The sequence below is a fragment of the Paraburkholderia denitrificans genome, from assembly GCF_042655705.1.
Lineage (GTDB): Bacteria > Pseudomonadota > Gammaproteobacteria > Burkholderiales > Burkholderiaceae > Paraburkholderia > Paraburkholderia denitrificans.
Genome location: NZ_JBHSMP010000009.1, coordinates 286,056 through 301,541 on the forward strand (window position 1 = coordinate 286,056; position 15,486 = coordinate 301,541).

Genomic DNA, 15,486 nt, shown 5'->3' on the forward strand with positions numbered 1-15,486 from the left:
CGTCGCGACGGACGACGCGGCCTGTCCCCGAGACTCCCGATACTGCATGACAGATTCCGACGTTTTCGACCCGAAGCCGACGCTGGCACAGCTTCCGCATCTGCCCGGCGTTTATCGCTACTACGACGCGCAAGGCGCGGTGCTCTACGTCGGCAAGGCGCGCGACCTGAAAAGGCGCGTGTCGAGCTATTTCACGCGGACCCAGCTTTCGCCGCGCATTGCGATGATGGTCACGCGCATCGTGCGGATCGAGACCACGGTCACGCGCTCCGAGGCTGAAGCGCTGCTGCTCGAAAACAACCTCATCAAGGCGCTCGCGCCGCGCTACAACATCCTGTTTCGCGACGACAAGTCGTATCCGTTCCTCAAGCTCACGGGCCACAAGTTCCCGCGCATGGCGTATTACCGCGGCGCGGTCGACCGCAACAACCAGTACTTCGGGCCCTTTCCGAGCGCGTCGGCGGTGCGCGAGAGCATTCAGATCCTGCAGCGCGTGTTTCAGCTGCGCACCTGCGAGGATTCGGTGTTCAACAACCGCACGCGGCCGTGCCTGCTGCATCAGATCGCGCGCTGCACGGCGCCGTGCGTCGGCGCAATCGGCGAGGAGGATTACGCGCGCGACGTGAGCAACGCCTCGCGCTTCCTGCTCGGGCGGCAGACGGAGGTGATGAAGGAACTCGAAACGAAGATGCATGCGTTCGCGGCCGAACTCAAGTTCGAGCAGGCGGCGGCCGTGCGCAACCAGATGAGCTCGCTGGCGACGGTGCTGCATCAGCAGGCGATCGAGACCGGCAGCGAGAGCGACGTCGATATCCTGGCGGTCGTGGCGCTCGGCGGACGCGTCTGCGTGAATCTCGCGATGGTGCGCGGCGGGCGGCATCTCGGCGACAAGGCGTATTTCCCCGCGCATGTCGAACGTGCGTTGACGGACGAGGAGGGCGGGATGGTCGAGGAGGTCGATAGCGAAGCGGTGCTGGCCGCTTCGGCGTTGACCGCGTTGCCGTCGCTCGCGCGCCGGGCGCTCGAAGCGGCAGCGGGCTTGTCGGCTGGAGCGGAAACGGAAACGGAAACGGAAACGGACGGCGCCGCGCACGATGCCGAAGCAGACGACGCCCGCGTCGATGCCGATCCGCTCGCGATCGCGGCGGACCTCCCGCCGGAGCCGGAAGCGGCTGGAGCCGATGGTGCCACCGAGACCGGCAACGCGGGCGGCAATGAAGGCGAAGAAGACACCGACGCCGCACTGCCTGCGGGTGGCCGCAGGAAGGGCGAGACCGGCATCGAATCGGAAGTGCTCGATGCCTTTATCGCACAGCATTACTTCGGCCATCGCGTGCCGCCGGTGCTCGTCGTCAGCCATCCTCCGGCGAACCGCGAACTGATCGACGTGCTCGCCGGGCAGGCCGGTCACAAGATCGCGCTGCTGCGCCAGCCGCAGGGACAGAAGCGGGCGTGGCTCGCGATGGCCGAGCAGAACGCGCGGCTCGCGCTCGCGCGGCTGCTCTCCGAGCAGGGCTCGCAGCAGGCGCGCACGCGCACGCTTGCGCAACTGCTCGGGCTCGAACTCGACGATCTCGCGCATTTGCGCATCGAATGCTTCGACATCAGCCACACGATGGGCGAGGCGACCCAGGCATCGTGCGTGGTCTATCACCATCACAAGATGCAGTCGAGCGAGTACCGCCGCTACAACATCACGGACATCACGCCCGGAGACGATTACGCGGCGATGCGCCAGGTCCTCACGCGCCGCTACGAGAAGATGGTTGCGCAGGCAGCGAGCAACGAGAGCAACGTGGCCGACGCGGCCGACGAGGCGCAGTCGCTGCCGGGCGGCGATCCAGCCGATCCCACGGCGGGCACCGGGCGCGCGGAGCCGGCCGCGGCGGTTGCCACGCTGCCGAATATCGTGCTGATCGACGGCGGCAAGGGGCAGGTGGAAGTCGCGCGCCAGGTCTTCACCGAACTGGGTCTTGATCCGGCGATGCTGGTGGGCGTCGCGAAGGGCGAGGGCCGCAAGGTCGGTCTGGAAACGCTCGTGTTCGCCGATGGCCGCGCACCGCTCGAACTCGGCAAGGAAAGTGCGGCGCTGATGCTCGTCGCGCAGATCCGCGACGAAGCGCACCGTTTCGCCATCACCGGCATGCGCGCGAAGCGCGGCAAGACGCGTCAGACCTCGCGCCTCGAAGAGCTCGAAGGCGTGGGCGCGAAGCGCCGCCAGCGCCTGCTCGCCCGCTTTGGCGGGCTGCGCGGCGTGATGGCGGCGAGCGTCGAGGATCTGGCGAGCGTCGAGGGCATTTCGCGCGCGCTTGCCGAGCAGATCTACCAGCAGCTTCATTGAGGCCGGGGCGCGCGCTTTTCGCGCGTCCTCACGGTCGCTTGTGGCAGGTGCTGCGACACGGCACAATTGCAACTCCCTCGACAGACAGCGCCCGCCAATGCCGTTCAATATTCCGATTCTCCTGACGTGGCTGCGGATCGTGCTGATCCCGCTCGTGGTCGGCGTGTTCTATCTGCCGCAGACGGCGCTCGCCCCGATGCAGCAGAACGTGGCCGCGATGCTGATCTTCGTGCTGGCGGCGCTCACCGACTGGTTCGACGGCTATCTGGCACGCAAGTGGCACCAGACGTCGTCATTCGGCGCGTTCCTGGATCCCGTCGCGGACAAGCTGATGGTGACGGCTGCGCTCCTGATCCTCGTGCACCTCGGGCGGCTCGACACGGTGTTCGCACTCGTGATCGTCGGGCGCGAGATCGCGATCTCGGCGCTGCGCGAATGGATGGCGCAAATTGGCGCATCGAAGAGCGTGGCCGTGAATTCGCTCGGCAAGTTCAAGACGGCATGCCAGATGGTTGCGATTCCGATGCTGCTCTACTACGCGCCGCTCACGATCGGCGGTGTGACGCTGTTCGATTCGCGTCTGTGGGGCACCTGGCTCATCTACGTCGCGGCATTCCTCACGATCTGGTCGATGCTGTACTACATGAAGCTCGCATGGCCGCAGATCCGCGAGCGTGGGGTGCACTGAGCGCTTCCACGCTTCCTCCCGTGTCACACGTCTGAAACACGTCTGAAAAAAGATCGCCATTGGGGGTTGACACGTTTCAGCGGCTTATACATAATCTCACTTCTCCGCTGCACGACGTTGTGGCAAACGGCAGAAGCGGTGGAGATAGTTGAAGATAAGTGGTGAATAGGCGGTAGATCGACGGTGAAGCAGTAAAGCGGCAGTAAAAAGCAATGCGGGAGTAGCTCAGTTGGTAGAGCGCAACCTTGCCAAGGTTGAGGTCGCGAGTTCGAGACTCGTCTCCCGCTCCAGAATTCAGGTGCGATGTTTGCAGTAACCGGCAGCGCACCGATGGCAGTAACAAGCAGGATCAAGCAGCACCACGCGGGAGTAGCTCAGTTGGTAGAGCGCAACCTTGCCAAGGTTGAGGTCGCGAGTTCGAGACTCGTCTCCCGCTCCAGGTATCCCGGGGAAGCAGCGCTTCCCCTTTTGTTTGGCGGACCGTGATCAGTATGTCGGGCCGCTACGCAAATCTGTCCGGTTGTTGCGGGCGCAGCAAGCCTCGCTAACCGGCAGTCCGCTTCTGGCGCGATAGCAAAGCGGTTATGCAGCGGCCTGCAAAGCCGTGTAGGCCGGTTCGACTCCGGCTCGCGCCTCCAGATGTAAAGAAAAGCCACCTTCGGGTGGCTTTTTCTTTTTCCACCTGGCTTCGGGCTGGTTTGAGGCTGGCTCCGGGGTCGCTTCGGGGTCGCTTCGGGCGCAGACCATCACGCACAATAGCCGGATCGTTCCGTTTACGGTTGCTCACGATGCCCATTGAACTCCCCGAAGACGCGCGCCGCGATGCGATTGCGTCGATCCAGCGCTACTTCGACGTCAACATGGAAGAGCCGATCGGCAATATCGCCGCCCAAGCGCTGCTTGGTTTTTTTCTCGAAGAGATCGCGCCGTCCGTCTACAACAAGGCCGTCGCCGACGCGCAGGAAAGCATGCAGGCGCGCATCGTCGATCTCGACATCGATCTGCACGAAGCGCCGTTCCAGTACTGGCGCAAGTACGCGCAGCCGAAGCGCCGCAAGTGAGGCGGTGCGTTGAAGGTTGAGTTGAAGGTCGCGCCGAAGGTCGCATTGAGGGGTGCGTTGAAGCGCACATGCAAGGCGCGGCATAATTGCGGATCGTCCGACGCTTGCTGGAAATCAACGATGAATACGCCGTCCTCCGCATTGCCGCTTGCACATCTCGACTGGTGCTGGAAACCCTTCGACGCACTCGACGCGCGTGAGGTCTACGAAATGCTCAAGGGCCGCTCGGAGGTGTTCGTGGTCGAGCAGAACTGCGTCTACGGCGACGTCGACGGCCTCGACACGGCGGCGTGGCACCTGTTTGCCTGGGATACGGATATGGCCGGCGAGCGTCCGGTGCTGGCGGGCTATCTGCGCGTGCTGCTGCCCGATTCGAGCGATCCCGACGTACGCATCGGCCGCGTGCTGACCACGGCGGGCTACCGTGGGATCAAGCTTGGTAACGCGCTGCTCGAACGCTCGATTCGCCATATCGCGCAGCAGTGGCCCGGCGTGCCGATACGGCTGCATGCCCAGGCTCATCTGCAGCAGTTCTACGGAGCGTTCGGCTTCGAGCCGGTCTCGGAGATTCACGACGAAGACGGCATTGCGCACGTCTGGATGCGCGCGGCGTAGGCTCGGCAAAAGCGTCCGCGTGCGCAAAGCCGCATGCGGTGGCGTAGCGCGAACCAGCACGCCTAACACGCGCATTCCGTGCTGGAGCGCGCGTCGATCGCAGATTGCCTGCGCGCGTTACTGCTGCGCGGGCGTTTTGACGGCGAAGGGCGTGTCGAGCGTCGCGCCGTTCGAGAACTCCAGCTTGATATGCACCGTGTCGCCCGGCGCGATCTTGTGCTTCGGCTCTTCCAGCATCAGGTGATAGCCGCCCGGCGCGACCGACACCGAGCCATGCGCCGGTACCGTCAGCTTGTCCACCATCACCATCTTCTGCGTCGATCCGTTCGAGATCGTCTGATGCAGCATCACGCTGCCGTAGTCGTCGCTGTCGACGTCGACGAGATCGACGTTCTTGTCGCCATCGTTCCTGAGCGTCAAATAGCCCGCTGCGGGCAGGTTGCCGGGCAGCCAGCGCACCCATGCGTTCTGTACGCTGATCGCCTTGTCGGCGGCGTGCGCGGCCGGTGCGAGCATCGCGCATGCACAGGCGAGCGCGCCGCCCAGTGCGGCGGCAAGTGATGGCAGTTTTTTCGTCATGGTGGTTCCTGTGGCGGGTGAAACATGAAATCGGCGGCTGGCCCGCGCCGGACGGTGCTGGACAGCAAGCGAAAGCGCGGAGGGGGCACAGAGGGCGAACGCGGGAGGCAAAGGCTGTATCGGCAGGTCGATTCGGAATGTGTTGGCGCTGCTGGCGCGACTACGCGCCGCATATCGCTGCGAATGTAGCAAAATTAGCGGCAGATTACCGGGATGCGCGGACATTTTTCCGGCGTGAGGCCATGTGCCGCATCGCGCTCGCGCGGAGATCAGGGAAACCGCGCGGGAAACCACGCGGCAAGGGCCGCGCACCTTGCCAACTCGAAAATCGGTTGAAGGCGCGGTAAGATGCGCACACTTTCTCCGACAGCCCGACAAGCCGCCGGAACCATACCCGGCCAGCGCGCCGAGGGGTGAAAAACACGGAATGCAAGCACTACCGGCCGTATTGCCGCCTGATCAGACGGCCTTCTTCTTCGATTTCGACGGCACGCTCGTCGAACTCGCACCGACACCCGACGGCATCCAGGTGCGCCACGACATGCTCTCGCTGCTCGCCGAACTGCGGCGCGTGACGCACGGCGCGGTGGCGATCGTCTCGGGCCGCGGCATCGACAGCATCGACGCCTTCCTCGGCATGCCGGACCTGCCGGTGGCGGGCCTGCACGGCGCCGAGCGCCGCGACGCCAACGGCGACACGCAGCGCGTGGGCTTCAACGATCAGCGGCTTCTGCACATGGAACAGGTGCTCGCGGAAGTCGTGCGCACCCATCCGGGGATGCTCCTCGAAATCAAGGGTGCGGCGCTGGCCCTGCATTACCGCAACGCGCCCGAGCACGAGCCCGCCGCGCGCGAGGCGACCATGCATCTTGCCGGCGAATTCGCCGATGCGTACGTGTTGCAGCCCGGCAAGATGGTCTACGAGATCAAGCCGAAGGACGTCGACAAAGGCCGTGCGCTGCGCGCTTTTCTCGACGAGCCGCCGTTCGCGGGCCGCCGTCCGGTGTTTGCGGGCGACGACCTGACCGACGAAAAGGGCTTCGCGGTCGTCAATGCGCACCAGGGGCTTTCGATCAAGGTGGGCGGGGGCGACACGATCGCGCTCGCTCGCCTCGATTCGGTCGATGCCCTGCTAGGCTGGCTGGCATCGCTCATCGCGACGATGCGCGGTGCGTGACGCGCCGCTCCACAGCATTCGAATTCGCGCCGCGCAGCCGGCGCTCACTCACTGATACCTGTACGGAAACCCGCACCTCATGAGCCGATTGATTATCGTGTCGAACCGGGTCGCGCCGATCTCCGAAGGCGGCCCGGCAGCGGGCGGCCTCGCGGTGGGCGTCTATGACGCGCTCAAGGAAACGGGCGGCATGTGGTTCGGCTGGAGCGGCGACGTGCTCGCGTCGGGCCAGCCGCAGATCCAGCTCGAGGAACACGGGCCGGTCACGTTCGCGACGATCGGCCTGTTGCGCCGCGACTACGACCAGTACTACCGCGGTTTCTCGAACGCGACGCTGTGGCCCGCGTTCCACTATCGCGCCGATCTCGTCCAGTACGACCGCCACGACTTCGAAGGCTATCGCCGCGTCAACGGCTGGCTCGCGCATCAGCTCGTGCCGCTCCTGCGCGACGACGACATCATCTGGGTCCACGACTATCACCTGATCCCGTTTGCCGAGGCGCTGCGCGCCGCGGGCGTGAAGAACCGCATCGGCTTTTTCCTGCATATCCCGTTTCCGGCTTCGCAGGTGCTGCTCGCGGTGCCGACGCATCACGAACTGGTCAAGGCGCTGTGTTCGTTCGATCTGCTCGGCTTCCAGACGAAGCCCGATTTGCGCGCGTTCTGCGATTACGTCGTCAACGAGGCGGATGGGTCGGTGATGCAGCAGCCGGACGGCCTGACGCGCGTCGAGGCGTTCGGCCAGACGCTGTTCGCGGGCGACTATCCGATCGGCGTCTATCCCGACGAGATCGCCGAACTCGCGCGGGCGGGCGAGCGCGGCAAGCCGGTGCGCACGCTCAAGGCGACGCTGCATGGCCGCAAGGTGATCATGAGCGTGGACCGGCTCGATTACTCGAAGGGGCTCGTCGAGCGCTTTCGCGCATTTGAACGGCTGCTCGACCAGCATCCGACCCAGCGCAACAACGTCTCGTTCGTGCAGATCGCACCGCCCACACGCGCCGATCTGCACGCGTATCAGGACATCCGCCTGCGCCTGGAGGCGGAATCGGGCCGTATCAACGGCCGTTACGCGGAACTCGACTGGACGCCGATCTGGTACATCCATCGTCAGTACGAGCGCGCCGTGCTGGCGGCGCTGTTCCGGGCGTCGCAGGTCGGCTATGTGACGCCGTTGCGTGACGGGATGAACCTCGTCGCCAAGGAGTACGTCTCCGCGCAGGATCCGGAAGATCCCGGCGTGCTGGTCCTGTCGCGCTTCGCGGGCGCCGCGCAGGAGCTGACCGGCGCGCTGATCGTCAATCCGCTCGACATCGACGGCATGGCCGATGCGCTTGCCATGGCGCTCGCGCTGCCGCTTGCCGAGCGCGTGGCGCGCTACCGCGACATGATGGCGCAACTGCGCGAGAACAATGTGTCGGTCTGGCGCGACCGGTTCATGCGCGACCTCACGCAGATCGGCGACAAGCGCCGTGCGGCGCTGCCGTTGCGCTCAAAGGCGGCGCACGAAGCGGTGCAGGGGCAGGACCAGGGCTGAGCGTGCGCGGCAAGCGCCGCTGGCGGGGCGCACGTAAAACGAAAAAAAGCCGCTTCGATCGAGGCGGCTTTTTCGTTTCCCGAAGGGCGCTGCAGGCGCCGCGGGCGAATCAGGCGACGTGTTTCTCGTCGGCCTTCTTGGGGCCCAGATGCAGCGTGGAATGCTTGCCGTACTGCTTGGCGAGCAGGTCGCGATAGAGGCCCGGGCGGTTGCGCAGTTCTTCGGGGCTGCCGTCGTCGATGACCTTGCCCGTGCTCATCACGATGATGCGGTCGAAGTTCTGCAGCGTGGAGAGCCGGTGCGCGATGGCGATCACGGTGCGGCCGACCATCAGACGGTCGAGCGCCTGCTGGATCGCCTCCTCGGATGCGCTGTCGAGCGCCGAGGTGGCCTCGTCGAGCAGCAGGATCGGCGCGTTCTTGAGGATCGCCCGCGCGATCGCGATGCGCTGGCGCTGGCCGCCCGACAACTTCACGCCGCGGTCGCCGACGATCGTGTCGTAAGTCTCCGGCATCGCCTCGATAAAGTCGGCACAGCGCGCCTCGCGGGCGGCGGCGAGCACTTCCTCGCGGCTCGCTTCGGGACGGCCATAGGCGATGTTCTCGTAGATCGAGCGGTGCAGGAGCGAAATGTCCTGCGGCACGAGCGCGATGGCGTTGCGCAGGCTCTCCTGCGTCACGGCCGCGATGTTCTGGCCGTCGACCTTGATCGCGCCGCCCTGGGTTTCGTAGAAGCGCTGCAGCAGCGCGAGGACCGTGGTCTTGCCCGCGCCCGACTTGCCGATCAGGCCGACGCGCTGTCCGGCTTCGATTTGCAGGTCGAAATGGTCGAGGATCGCCTTGCGGTGCGGATAGGCGAACGTCACGCCCTCGAAGTCGACGCGCCCGCCCTGGGCGACGAGTTCGGTGGCGTCGTCGCGGTCGGGCATGCCGTGCGGCTCGAGCAGCGTCTGGACGGCCTCGGAGAGGCGCGCGACGTGCTGCGTGACGTCGACGAGCGCGACGGCGAGATCGCGCGTGCCGTGCAGGATGGTGAAGCCGAGCGAACTGACGAGCACGATGTCGCCCGACGTGGCGCGGCCCTGATCCCAGAGCCAGAGTGCCCAGCCGAGCAGGCCCGCCGAGAGCATCGCCGTGATCACGGCGTGCAGCAGACGCAGCTTTTCGAGGTACAGCAGGCTGTCGCGGCGCGCGTCCATCTCGGCTTTCACGGTGCCGCGAAAGCGCCTCTGCTCGCGAAACGTCATGCCGAAGGCGCGCACGAGCGCCATGTTGCCGATCACGTCGACCAGTTCGCCGTCCACGGCGGCTGCCCGCGACGCGAACGTGTGGTGCCGCGCCGAGCCGCGCCCGGCGAGCTTGAAGAGAATCACCGAGAGGATCGCCGAGCACAGCAGGAGCCCGGCGGCCATCAGCGGGTTCACGGTGATGATCATGACGATCGCGCCCGCCACGGCGATGCACGGCGGCAGCACGTTCCAGGCCGTCGTGTTCTCGGCGGTGTAGACGGCGTTGGAGGTGGCGGTGATGCGGCTTGCGAGCGTGCCGGGCTGCTTTTCCGCGTAATAGCTCGGCGAATGGCCGCTCAGGTACTGGAACAGGTCGCGCCTCAGGTCGCCCGTCACCGCGACGAACGTGTGCGCCGCGAACCAGCCGCCGACGCGCCAGAGCAGGTTGTCGGCGGCGATCAGGCCGACGAGCACCGCGAACGCGGTCCACAGCGGTCCCGGATGATGGCGCCCTGCGCCGAGCACGTCGATCAGATGCTTGATCGCGTATTGCGAGGCGAGCGCGCAGCCGACGGCCGCGAACACGCTCGCCAGCACGATGGCGTGTGCGAGCGGGTGACGGCGGATGTAACGAAACAGGAACGCAAGCGGCCGCCGCGCATAGCTCGCGAGCTTTGCGTTGTGGGCGTTACGCTGGGCGATGGTCAGATGTTCCAATTGTCTGTGATGGGTGGTCAGTCTGACGGAGCGAATCCGTGCAAAGTCAAAGAGAAGAGGGAAGGCGAGCTAGCCGCCACGAGCGCGGAATTTCATCCATTGTAAACACCCCTTGCGCATGGCGCATCGCCCAGGACCATGGGACGCGCATGATATCGCGACAGTACGGCGCACGGAATGTCTTGCCGACAGCTTGTTGCGGTGGACGTTCAACAGGCGTGCAAGATTGTTTTAGAGATATAATTACGGATTGCATTTGAAACGTCGTTGTGCTTGGCGGTCAACGCCGGGCCAGCGGTGAATCGACAGCGCAGCGATCGAAGAGTGCACACGCAATCGAAAACTGCGGAACAACCGCGGAACAACTACGGTAGAGCCGCGGTCAGGATCGCAGGACGCGCATTCCAGTCCCAAGGTGGAAATTATGTTTTAAAACATGGGGTTGGTGCGTGTTTCCGAGTTGTAACAATGTAAAGTTTTTGAAATGCCATAGGCGGCACGGGTAGTGGACCCGGATAATGCCGACTCGAATAGCGTAGGGAATCTGACAGCAAGTGTGTCAACGACCGCGAGCCCTGCGCGTTTACCCGACTGTGCCGTTCCGTCAATCTGAAACTACGACGGCCAGTGTGTCGGCGATGCCGGCGTGGTTAGCGGTACGGAACGCCTCTAGTGGTGAACGGCAAGGCTGCCGGCGCCGGCGAGGGTCGATTGTCAAACTTGCAGTACTTTGCCCGATTTATTACGAGGAAGGAGTTCACCACTATGCGAATCGCTCAAATCGCTCCGTTGCACGAGGCGGTTCCTCCCAAGCTCTACGGCGGCACGGAACGGGTGGTCTCCTACCTGACCGAAGCGCTGGTCGAACAGGGTCACGATGTCACGCTGTTCGCGAGCGGCGATTCGATCACCTCGGCGAAGCTCGAAGCTTTCTGGCCGCAGGCGCTGCGCCTCGACCCGACGATTCGCGACGTGATGGCTCCGCACATGCTGCTGCTCGAAGAAGTGTGCCGCCGCGCGGACGAGTTCGACGTGCTGCACTTCCACATCGACTATTACCCGTTCTCGCTGTTCCAGCGTCAGCCGGTGCCGTTCGTGACGACGATGCACGGCCGTCTCGACCTGCCGGAACTGCAGCCGATCTTCAACGCATTCAGCGACGTGCCGGTCGTCTCGATTTCGGACAACCAGCGCATCCCCCTCCAGCAGGCCAATTGGCAGCAGACCGTCTACCACGGCCTGCCGGAAAACGTGCTCACGCCGATTCCGAACGTCGAGCCCGGCTACCTCGCATTCCTCGGCCGCGTCTCGCCGGAGAAGGGCCTTGACAAGGCGATTCGCATCGCCGGTCAGGCGGGCATGAAGCTCAAGGTCGCCGCCAAGATCGACAAGGCCGACCGTGCCTACTACGAAGAAGTCATCAAGCCGCTGATGGCGCTGCCGCACGTCGAGTACATCGGCGAAATCGGCGAAGCCGAAAAGCGCGAATTCCTCGGCAACGCGCACGCACTGGTGTTCCCGATCGACTGGCCGGAGCCCTTTGGCCTCGTCATGATCGAAGCCATGGCCTGCGGTACGCCGGTTGTCGCGTTCAAGCGCGGCTCGGTGCCCGAAGTGATCGAGAACGGCGTGTCGGGCTTCGTCGTCGAAGACGAAATCAGCGCGGTCGCCGCCATCAAGCGTGTGTCGTCGCTGTCGCGCGAGAAGGTTCGCGGTGCGTTCGAATCGCGCTTCTCGTCGAAGGTGATGGCGCAGAACTACGTCCGCGTCTACGAAGAACTGCTGCGCCAGAAGCGCCGCACCGTGCTGCGCGAAGTCGCCGCCGGTTAAGTCCGGCTGACAGCGGGCGCTGCCCGCCTGGTCGCCGAAACGCCCCGCTGCCTGCGCACCGGGGCGTTGTCTTTTGTGCGCAAGCGTTGCCGGTCAGCGTGAGACGAGGCGGCAATGTCCCTATAATGGCCGTGCCCGCAAAACTGCCGGCAACCCTGACAAGAGGAGAAGAGCTTTGGCGAGAACCCGACCGACGCCCACGGCAGCCCTACCCGGCGCCGGGACGATGTTCGCCTTGCGTGCGATCGGTCTCGTCCTCCTCGCGCGCTGGCTCTACTCGATGGAGCAGATGAACTTCCTGGCGGCGCTGCAGGGCATGGCTTCGTCGCCCTGGGCGTGCATCAATCTCGTTTTCCTGTTTCTGCTGATCGTGCTGCCGGGCGCGAAGGCACGCATCGAACGCCCGTTCCATCCGTTGCCGTCGTGGCTGCGCCAGGCGCTGCGTTTCTTCGGTCTGCTCGGTTTTCTGTTCGCGCTGTGGTCGGTCGGCTTCTTCGTTTCGGTCGCAGGCTGGCGCCGGGCGCTCAGCACGGTGGCAGCGACCAACGGCTGGCTTGTCGTCGCGCCCGCGCTCTATGCGGCGGTGGTCTGGATCTGCCGGCCGCGCGCACTCTGGCGCACCAATATCGCCGCGCGCCGTTTTGCGATTGGCCGCTACGCGGTGTCGCTCGATTCCGCTACGCGCACCACCATCGTCTGGCTGGAAAGCCGCAAGGTCGGCCAGTACGACGCGCGCGAGCTTTCCGTGCGCTGGCCGCAGGGCACGCAGCCGGTTGGCTCCCCGGTAGCTGCGGCTGTGCCGCAGGCATCCGACGCCGATCCAGTCATTGCGGACGCGAGCGCCGACGGCGCTGCGCCATCGCCCTTCACGGCGCCGGAGCGTCCGGCTTCGGCGCCCGCTTCGGCGCCAGCGGCCATGAAATGGCGCGCGAAGATCGAACTGCTGTGGGACTCGCCAGCTGCGGCGGGCCACAACCGCCAGACGGTGTTTCGCGTCGGCCTCGCCACGGAAGGCGACCGGGTGGCCGCGCATGCCCTCGACGCCGCGCTGAAGCAGGCCTGACCACGTCCGCTGTGCGGTCGCGTAGCGGACGCCGCGCCGCTTGCCGCATCGGTCGTTCAATCGAACAAATCACGATGCTTCCGGGCTGGCTGCCTGTCTGGAGCCGTCCGTCTGCGCGCATTTAAAGATGACTCAGGAATCCATATCAAGCTGACGGGCGTCATGACACGGCAAAATTCACGCAGCGTCCACATCTGAAGAAATCGCTTGTGATGCGAACCGCGCTGGGCGTTGAGCCGGTCTGTTGATCGCGGACAGGCGATCGGCGTGATCAGCGGCTAAAAAATGGATTTGTATAAATCTGCATTGTCAGATATAGTTCGCGTCAGGAAATGGCGATCGGTACGCCGCGGAGTCGATGAGGGCCGACGCAGGTCGAATCTGAAACCGCGGTCAGGCTTGTTTGCAAACAGCCTGTGAGCCAATGGGCCGTTTTTTTTATCCATATATCTGACTAATCAGATATATGCCGATCGCTGAAATACCATGCGATCCGAGTTCAAAGGACGCAGCATGAACCCGTCGACCGGCGCGAATGCGCCACGCTCCCTGACCGGCGCAAGATTTGTCCTTGGCACGTTCGCCGTGGCGCTCGCCACCTTCATGAACGTGCTCGATTCGTCGATTGCAAACGTCGCGATTCCGACGCTCTCCGGCAACCTCGGCGTATCCATCGACGAAGGGACGTGGGTCATCACGCTGTTCGCCGCGGCCAATGCGGTGTCGATTCCGCTGACCGGCTGGCTCACGCAGCGCGTGGGGCAAGTGAAGCTGTTCGTCGGGGCGATTCTGCTGTTCGTGCTGTCGTCGGCGGCATGCGGTCTCGCGCCGAACCTGCAGGTGCTGCTCATCGCGCGGATCGTTCAGGGCGCCGTGGCGGGGCCGCTGGTGCCGCTGTCGCAGGCGCTGTTGCTCGCGTCCTTTCCGCAGCAAAAGAGTTCGAACGCGCTTGCGCTGTGGGCGATGACGGCGACAGTCGGGCCGATCGTGGGCCCGGCGCTCGGCGGCTGGATCACGGACAACTACAGCTGGTCGTGGATCTTCTACATCAACGTGCCGGTCGGGCTGTTCGCGGCAGCGACGGTCTGGAGTGTCTACCGCGACCGCGAAACGCCGACGCGCAAGCTGCCCATCGACAAAGTGGGGCTGATCTCGCTGATCGTGTGGGTTGCGTCGCTGCAGATCATGCTCGACAAAGGCAAGGACCTCGACTGGTTCGATTCGCCGGTGATCTGGGCGCTGACGATCGTGGCGGCAATCAGCTTCGTGTTTTTCCTGATCTGGGAACTGACCGAGGAAAAACCCATCGTCGATTTACGGCTGTTCGCGCGGCGTAATTTTCTGGGCGGCACCGTGGCGATTTCCGTCGCGTACGCGATTTTCTTTGCGAACCTCGTGCTGCTGCCGCAGTGGATTCAGGGCTTTCTCGGCTACCGCGCCGTGGATGCGGGGCTCGTGACGGCGCCGCTCGGGATCTTCGCGGTGATGCTCGCGCCGGTGATGGGCAAGGTCATGCCGCGCTCCGATACGCGCGTGCTCGCCACGTTGGCATTCGTCGGATTTGCCGGTGTGTTTCTCATGCGCTCGCACTACACGACGGGCATCGACGCCTACACGCTGGTGCTTCCGACGCTCCTGCAAGGCATTCCCACCGCGCTGTTCTTCACGCCGCTCACCGCCATCATTCTCTCGGGGCTTCCGGCCGAGAAAATACCGGCTGCGGCTGGCTTGTCCAACTTCGTGCGCATTCTGGCCGGTGCGATAGGGACGTCGCTGCTGAGCAACGCCTGGAGCGATCGCACGATCCTTCATCACGCGCAACTGGTCGAGCAGACGAGCGTCGACAATCCGGCTTTCGTCGGCAGCATTGCACGTCTGCAAACAATGCTTGGCGCGGGCGCACCGAAGGCGACGGCCTTCTTCGAAGCGTCGCTCAACACGCAGGCGACCATGCTGGGCCTGAACGACATCTTCTGGATCTCGGCCGTGATCTTTGTCGCCATCGTTCCGCTGATCTGGGTGACGAGGCCGGGCAAGGGCGCTGGCGCGGGCGCGGCGGGTGCCGGCGGGCACTGACTGACGCGAAATCGCCCAGTGCAACGAACGGGGCAATGACGGGCGCAATAAGCGCAAAGGTTCCTCGAAGAAAAATTTGACAGTATCTGACATTGCAGATAGTCTGCATTCAGATTACCGAGGAAATGCGATGGACCACTACACGACGAAGAACTTCATGCTTACCCAGAGTATTGGATTCCTGCTGACCCGCTCGCGGAACCTGATCGTCGCGGAAATGGACACGGGGCTCAAGGAACTCGACATCACAAGCCAGCAGATGGGCATTCTGCTGTCGATCCAGCAGGGCGTGGCCACCACGCCGTTCGAGCTGTCGAAGCTGCTCGAGATCGATACGGGTCTGATGACGCGCATGCTGGACAAACTGGAAGATGCAAAGGGGATGCTGGAACGCTCGCGCAGTGTGGATGATCGCCGCGTGGTCAATCTGAAGCTGACGAAGAAGGGCGAGGAAGTCACGGCCCGGATTCCGGAGATTGCGCCGCAGATTCTGAACGCGCGGCTGCGCAAATTCAGTAAGGCGGAGTTTACCGAGTTGTGCCGCCTCCTTCGCAAGTTCAACGGAGACTGAACG

General features: G+C 64.3%; 12 protein-coding genes and 3 tRNA genes. 13 read left to right on the plus strand and 2 right to left on the minus strand.

The features are described 5' to 3' along the window. Positions 1 to 46: 46 nt before the first annotated feature. The 7 genes from uvrC to ACFPTO_RS07285 all read left to right on the plus strand — a co-directional run bounded on the left by uvrC (position 47) and on the right by ACFPTO_RS07285 (position 4,705). Positions 47 to 2,341 carry an excinuclease ABC subunit UvrC gene (gene uvrC, locus ACFPTO_RS07255; RefSeq protein ID WP_377710443.1) on the plus strand — a complete coding sequence of 765 codons (2,295 nt, stop codon included), beginning with the start codon at positions 47 to 49 and terminating at the stop codon, positions 2,339 to 2,341. Between the two features lie 97 nt (positions 2,342 to 2,438). Continuing rightward, positions 2,439 to 3,029, plus strand: coding sequence for a CDP-diacylglycerol--glycerol-3-phosphate 3-phosphatidyltransferase (gene pgsA, locus ACFPTO_RS07260; RefSeq protein ID WP_377710445.1), 591 nt, complete (start codon positions 2,439 to 2,441; stop codon positions 3,027 to 3,029). 214 nt (positions 3,030 to 3,243) lie between these two features. Beyond that, positions 3,244 to 3,319 (plus strand) — tRNA-Gly (locus tag ACFPTO_RS07265). Positions 3,320 to 3,392: 73 nt separating this feature from the next. Continuing rightward, a tRNA-Gly gene (locus ACFPTO_RS07270) sits at positions 3,393 to 3,468 on the plus strand. A gap of 125 nt (positions 3,469 to 3,593) precedes the next feature. Further along, a tRNA-Cys gene (locus ACFPTO_RS07275) sits at positions 3,594 to 3,667 on the plus strand. A 150-nt stretch (positions 3,668 to 3,817) separates the two neighbouring features. Then, entirely contained in the window at positions 3,818 to 4,090 is a 273-nt protein-coding gene (locus tag ACFPTO_RS07280; protein WP_377710447.1) for a DUF2164 domain-containing protein, read from the plus strand. A 120-nt stretch (positions 4,091 to 4,210) separates the two neighbouring features. Continuing rightward, positions 4,211 to 4,705, plus strand: a complete 495-nt coding sequence (locus tag ACFPTO_RS07285; RefSeq protein WP_377710449.1) for a GNAT family N-acetyltransferase — start codon at positions 4,211 to 4,213, stop codon at positions 4,703 to 4,705. 117 nt (positions 4,706 to 4,822) lie between these two features. On the opposite strand, the gene ACFPTO_RS07290 is transcribed toward ACFPTO_RS07285, so the two are convergent. Next, positions 4,823 to 5,284 (minus strand): copper chaperone PCu(A)C, encoded by a 462-nt coding sequence (locus ACFPTO_RS07290; RefSeq protein WP_377710451.1) that lies wholly within the window; start codon positions 5,282 to 5,284, stop codon positions 4,823 to 4,825. 427 nt (positions 5,285 to 5,711) lie between these two features. Here ACFPTO_RS07290 and otsB point away from each other — a divergent pair, with 427 nt between their 5' ends. Further along, a complete protein-coding gene (gene otsB / locus ACFPTO_RS07295) occupies positions 5,712 to 6,461 on the plus strand; it encodes a trehalose-phosphatase (protein WP_377710453.1) in 750 nt (249 codons plus the stop codon). Positions 6,462 to 6,540: 79 nt separating this feature from the next. Next, positions 6,541 to 7,998, plus strand: coding sequence for an alpha,alpha-trehalose-phosphate synthase (UDP-forming) (otsA, locus tag ACFPTO_RS07300; RefSeq protein ID WP_377710455.1), 1,458 nt, complete (start codon positions 6,541 to 6,543; stop codon positions 7,996 to 7,998). A 109-nt stretch (positions 7,999 to 8,107) separates the two neighbouring features. On the opposite strand, the gene ACFPTO_RS07305 is transcribed toward otsA, so the two are convergent. Next, on the minus strand, positions 8,108 to 9,943 hold the full coding sequence (locus ACFPTO_RS07305) for an ABC transporter ATP-binding protein (protein WP_377710457.1): 1,836 nt from the start codon (positions 9,941 to 9,943) through the stop codon (positions 8,108 to 8,110). A gap of 765 nt (positions 9,944 to 10,708) precedes the next feature. On the opposite strand from ACFPTO_RS07305, the gene ACFPTO_RS07310 reads away from it, so the two are divergent. The 4 genes from ACFPTO_RS07310 (at position 10,709) to ACFPTO_RS07325 (ending at position 15,483) form a co-directional block, all read left to right on the plus strand. Next, positions 10,709 to 11,773 carry a glycosyltransferase family 4 protein gene (locus ACFPTO_RS07310; protein ID WP_377710459.1) on the plus strand — a complete coding sequence of 355 codons (1,065 nt, stop codon included), beginning with the start codon at positions 10,709 to 10,711 and terminating at the stop codon, positions 11,771 to 11,773. A 175-nt stretch (positions 11,774 to 11,948) separates the two neighbouring features. Continuing rightward, positions 11,949 to 12,836 carry a hypothetical protein gene (locus ACFPTO_RS07315; RefSeq protein ID WP_377710461.1) on the plus strand — a complete coding sequence of 296 codons (888 nt, stop codon included), beginning with the start codon at positions 11,949 to 11,951 and terminating at the stop codon, positions 12,834 to 12,836. A gap of 513 nt (positions 12,837 to 13,349) precedes the next feature. Then, positions 13,350 to 14,912: a DHA2 family efflux MFS transporter permease subunit gene (locus ACFPTO_RS07320; RefSeq protein ID WP_377710463.1), complete on the plus strand. Its 1,563-nt coding sequence runs from the start codon at positions 13,350 to 13,352 to the stop codon at positions 14,910 to 14,912. A gap of 130 nt (positions 14,913 to 15,042) precedes the next feature. Continuing rightward, positions 15,043 to 15,483: a MarR family winged helix-turn-helix transcriptional regulator gene (locus ACFPTO_RS07325; RefSeq protein ID WP_377710465.1), complete on the plus strand. Its 441-nt coding sequence runs from the start codon at positions 15,043 to 15,045 to the stop codon at positions 15,481 to 15,483. Positions 15,484 to 15,486: the final 3 nt, after the last annotated feature.

What these genes read in the sequence shown, in the direction of transcription:
- pgsA (WP_377710445.1), top strand. Translation starts at nt 2,439, where the DNA reads ATGCCGTTCAATATTCCGATTCTCCTGACGTGGCTGCGGATCGTGCTG.
- ACFPTO_RS07280 (WP_377710447.1), top strand. Translation starts at nt 3,818, where the DNA reads ATGCCCATTGAACTCCCCGAAGACGCGCGCCGCGATGCGATTGCGTCG.
- ACFPTO_RS07325 (WP_377710465.1), top strand. Translation starts at nt 15,043, where the DNA reads ATGGACCACTACACGACGAAGAACTTCATGCTTACCCAGAGTATTGGA.
- ACFPTO_RS07320 (WP_377710463.1), top strand. Translation starts at nt 13,350, where the DNA reads ATGAACCCGTCGACCGGCGCGAATGCGCCACGCTCCCTGACCGGCGCA.
- otsA (WP_377710455.1), top strand. Translation starts at nt 6,541, where the DNA reads ATGAGCCGATTGATTATCGTGTCGAACCGGGTCGCGCCGATCTCCGAA.
- ACFPTO_RS07290 (WP_377710451.1), bottom strand. Translation starts at nt 5,284, where the DNA reads ATGACGAAAAAACTGCCATCACTTGCCGCCGCACTGGGCGGCGCGCTC.
- ACFPTO_RS07310 (WP_377710459.1), top strand. Translation starts at nt 10,709, where the DNA reads ATGCGAATCGCTCAAATCGCTCCGTTGCACGAGGCGGTTCCTCCCAAG.
- otsB (WP_377710453.1), top strand. Translation starts at nt 5,712, where the DNA reads ATGCAAGCACTACCGGCCGTATTGCCGCCTGATCAGACGGCCTTCTTC.
- uvrC (WP_377710443.1), top strand. Translation starts at nt 47, where the DNA reads ATGACAGATTCCGACGTTTTCGACCCGAAGCCGACGCTGGCACAGCTT.
- ACFPTO_RS07285 (WP_377710449.1), top strand. Translation starts at nt 4,211, where the DNA reads ATGAATACGCCGTCCTCCGCATTGCCGCTTGCACATCTCGACTGGTGC.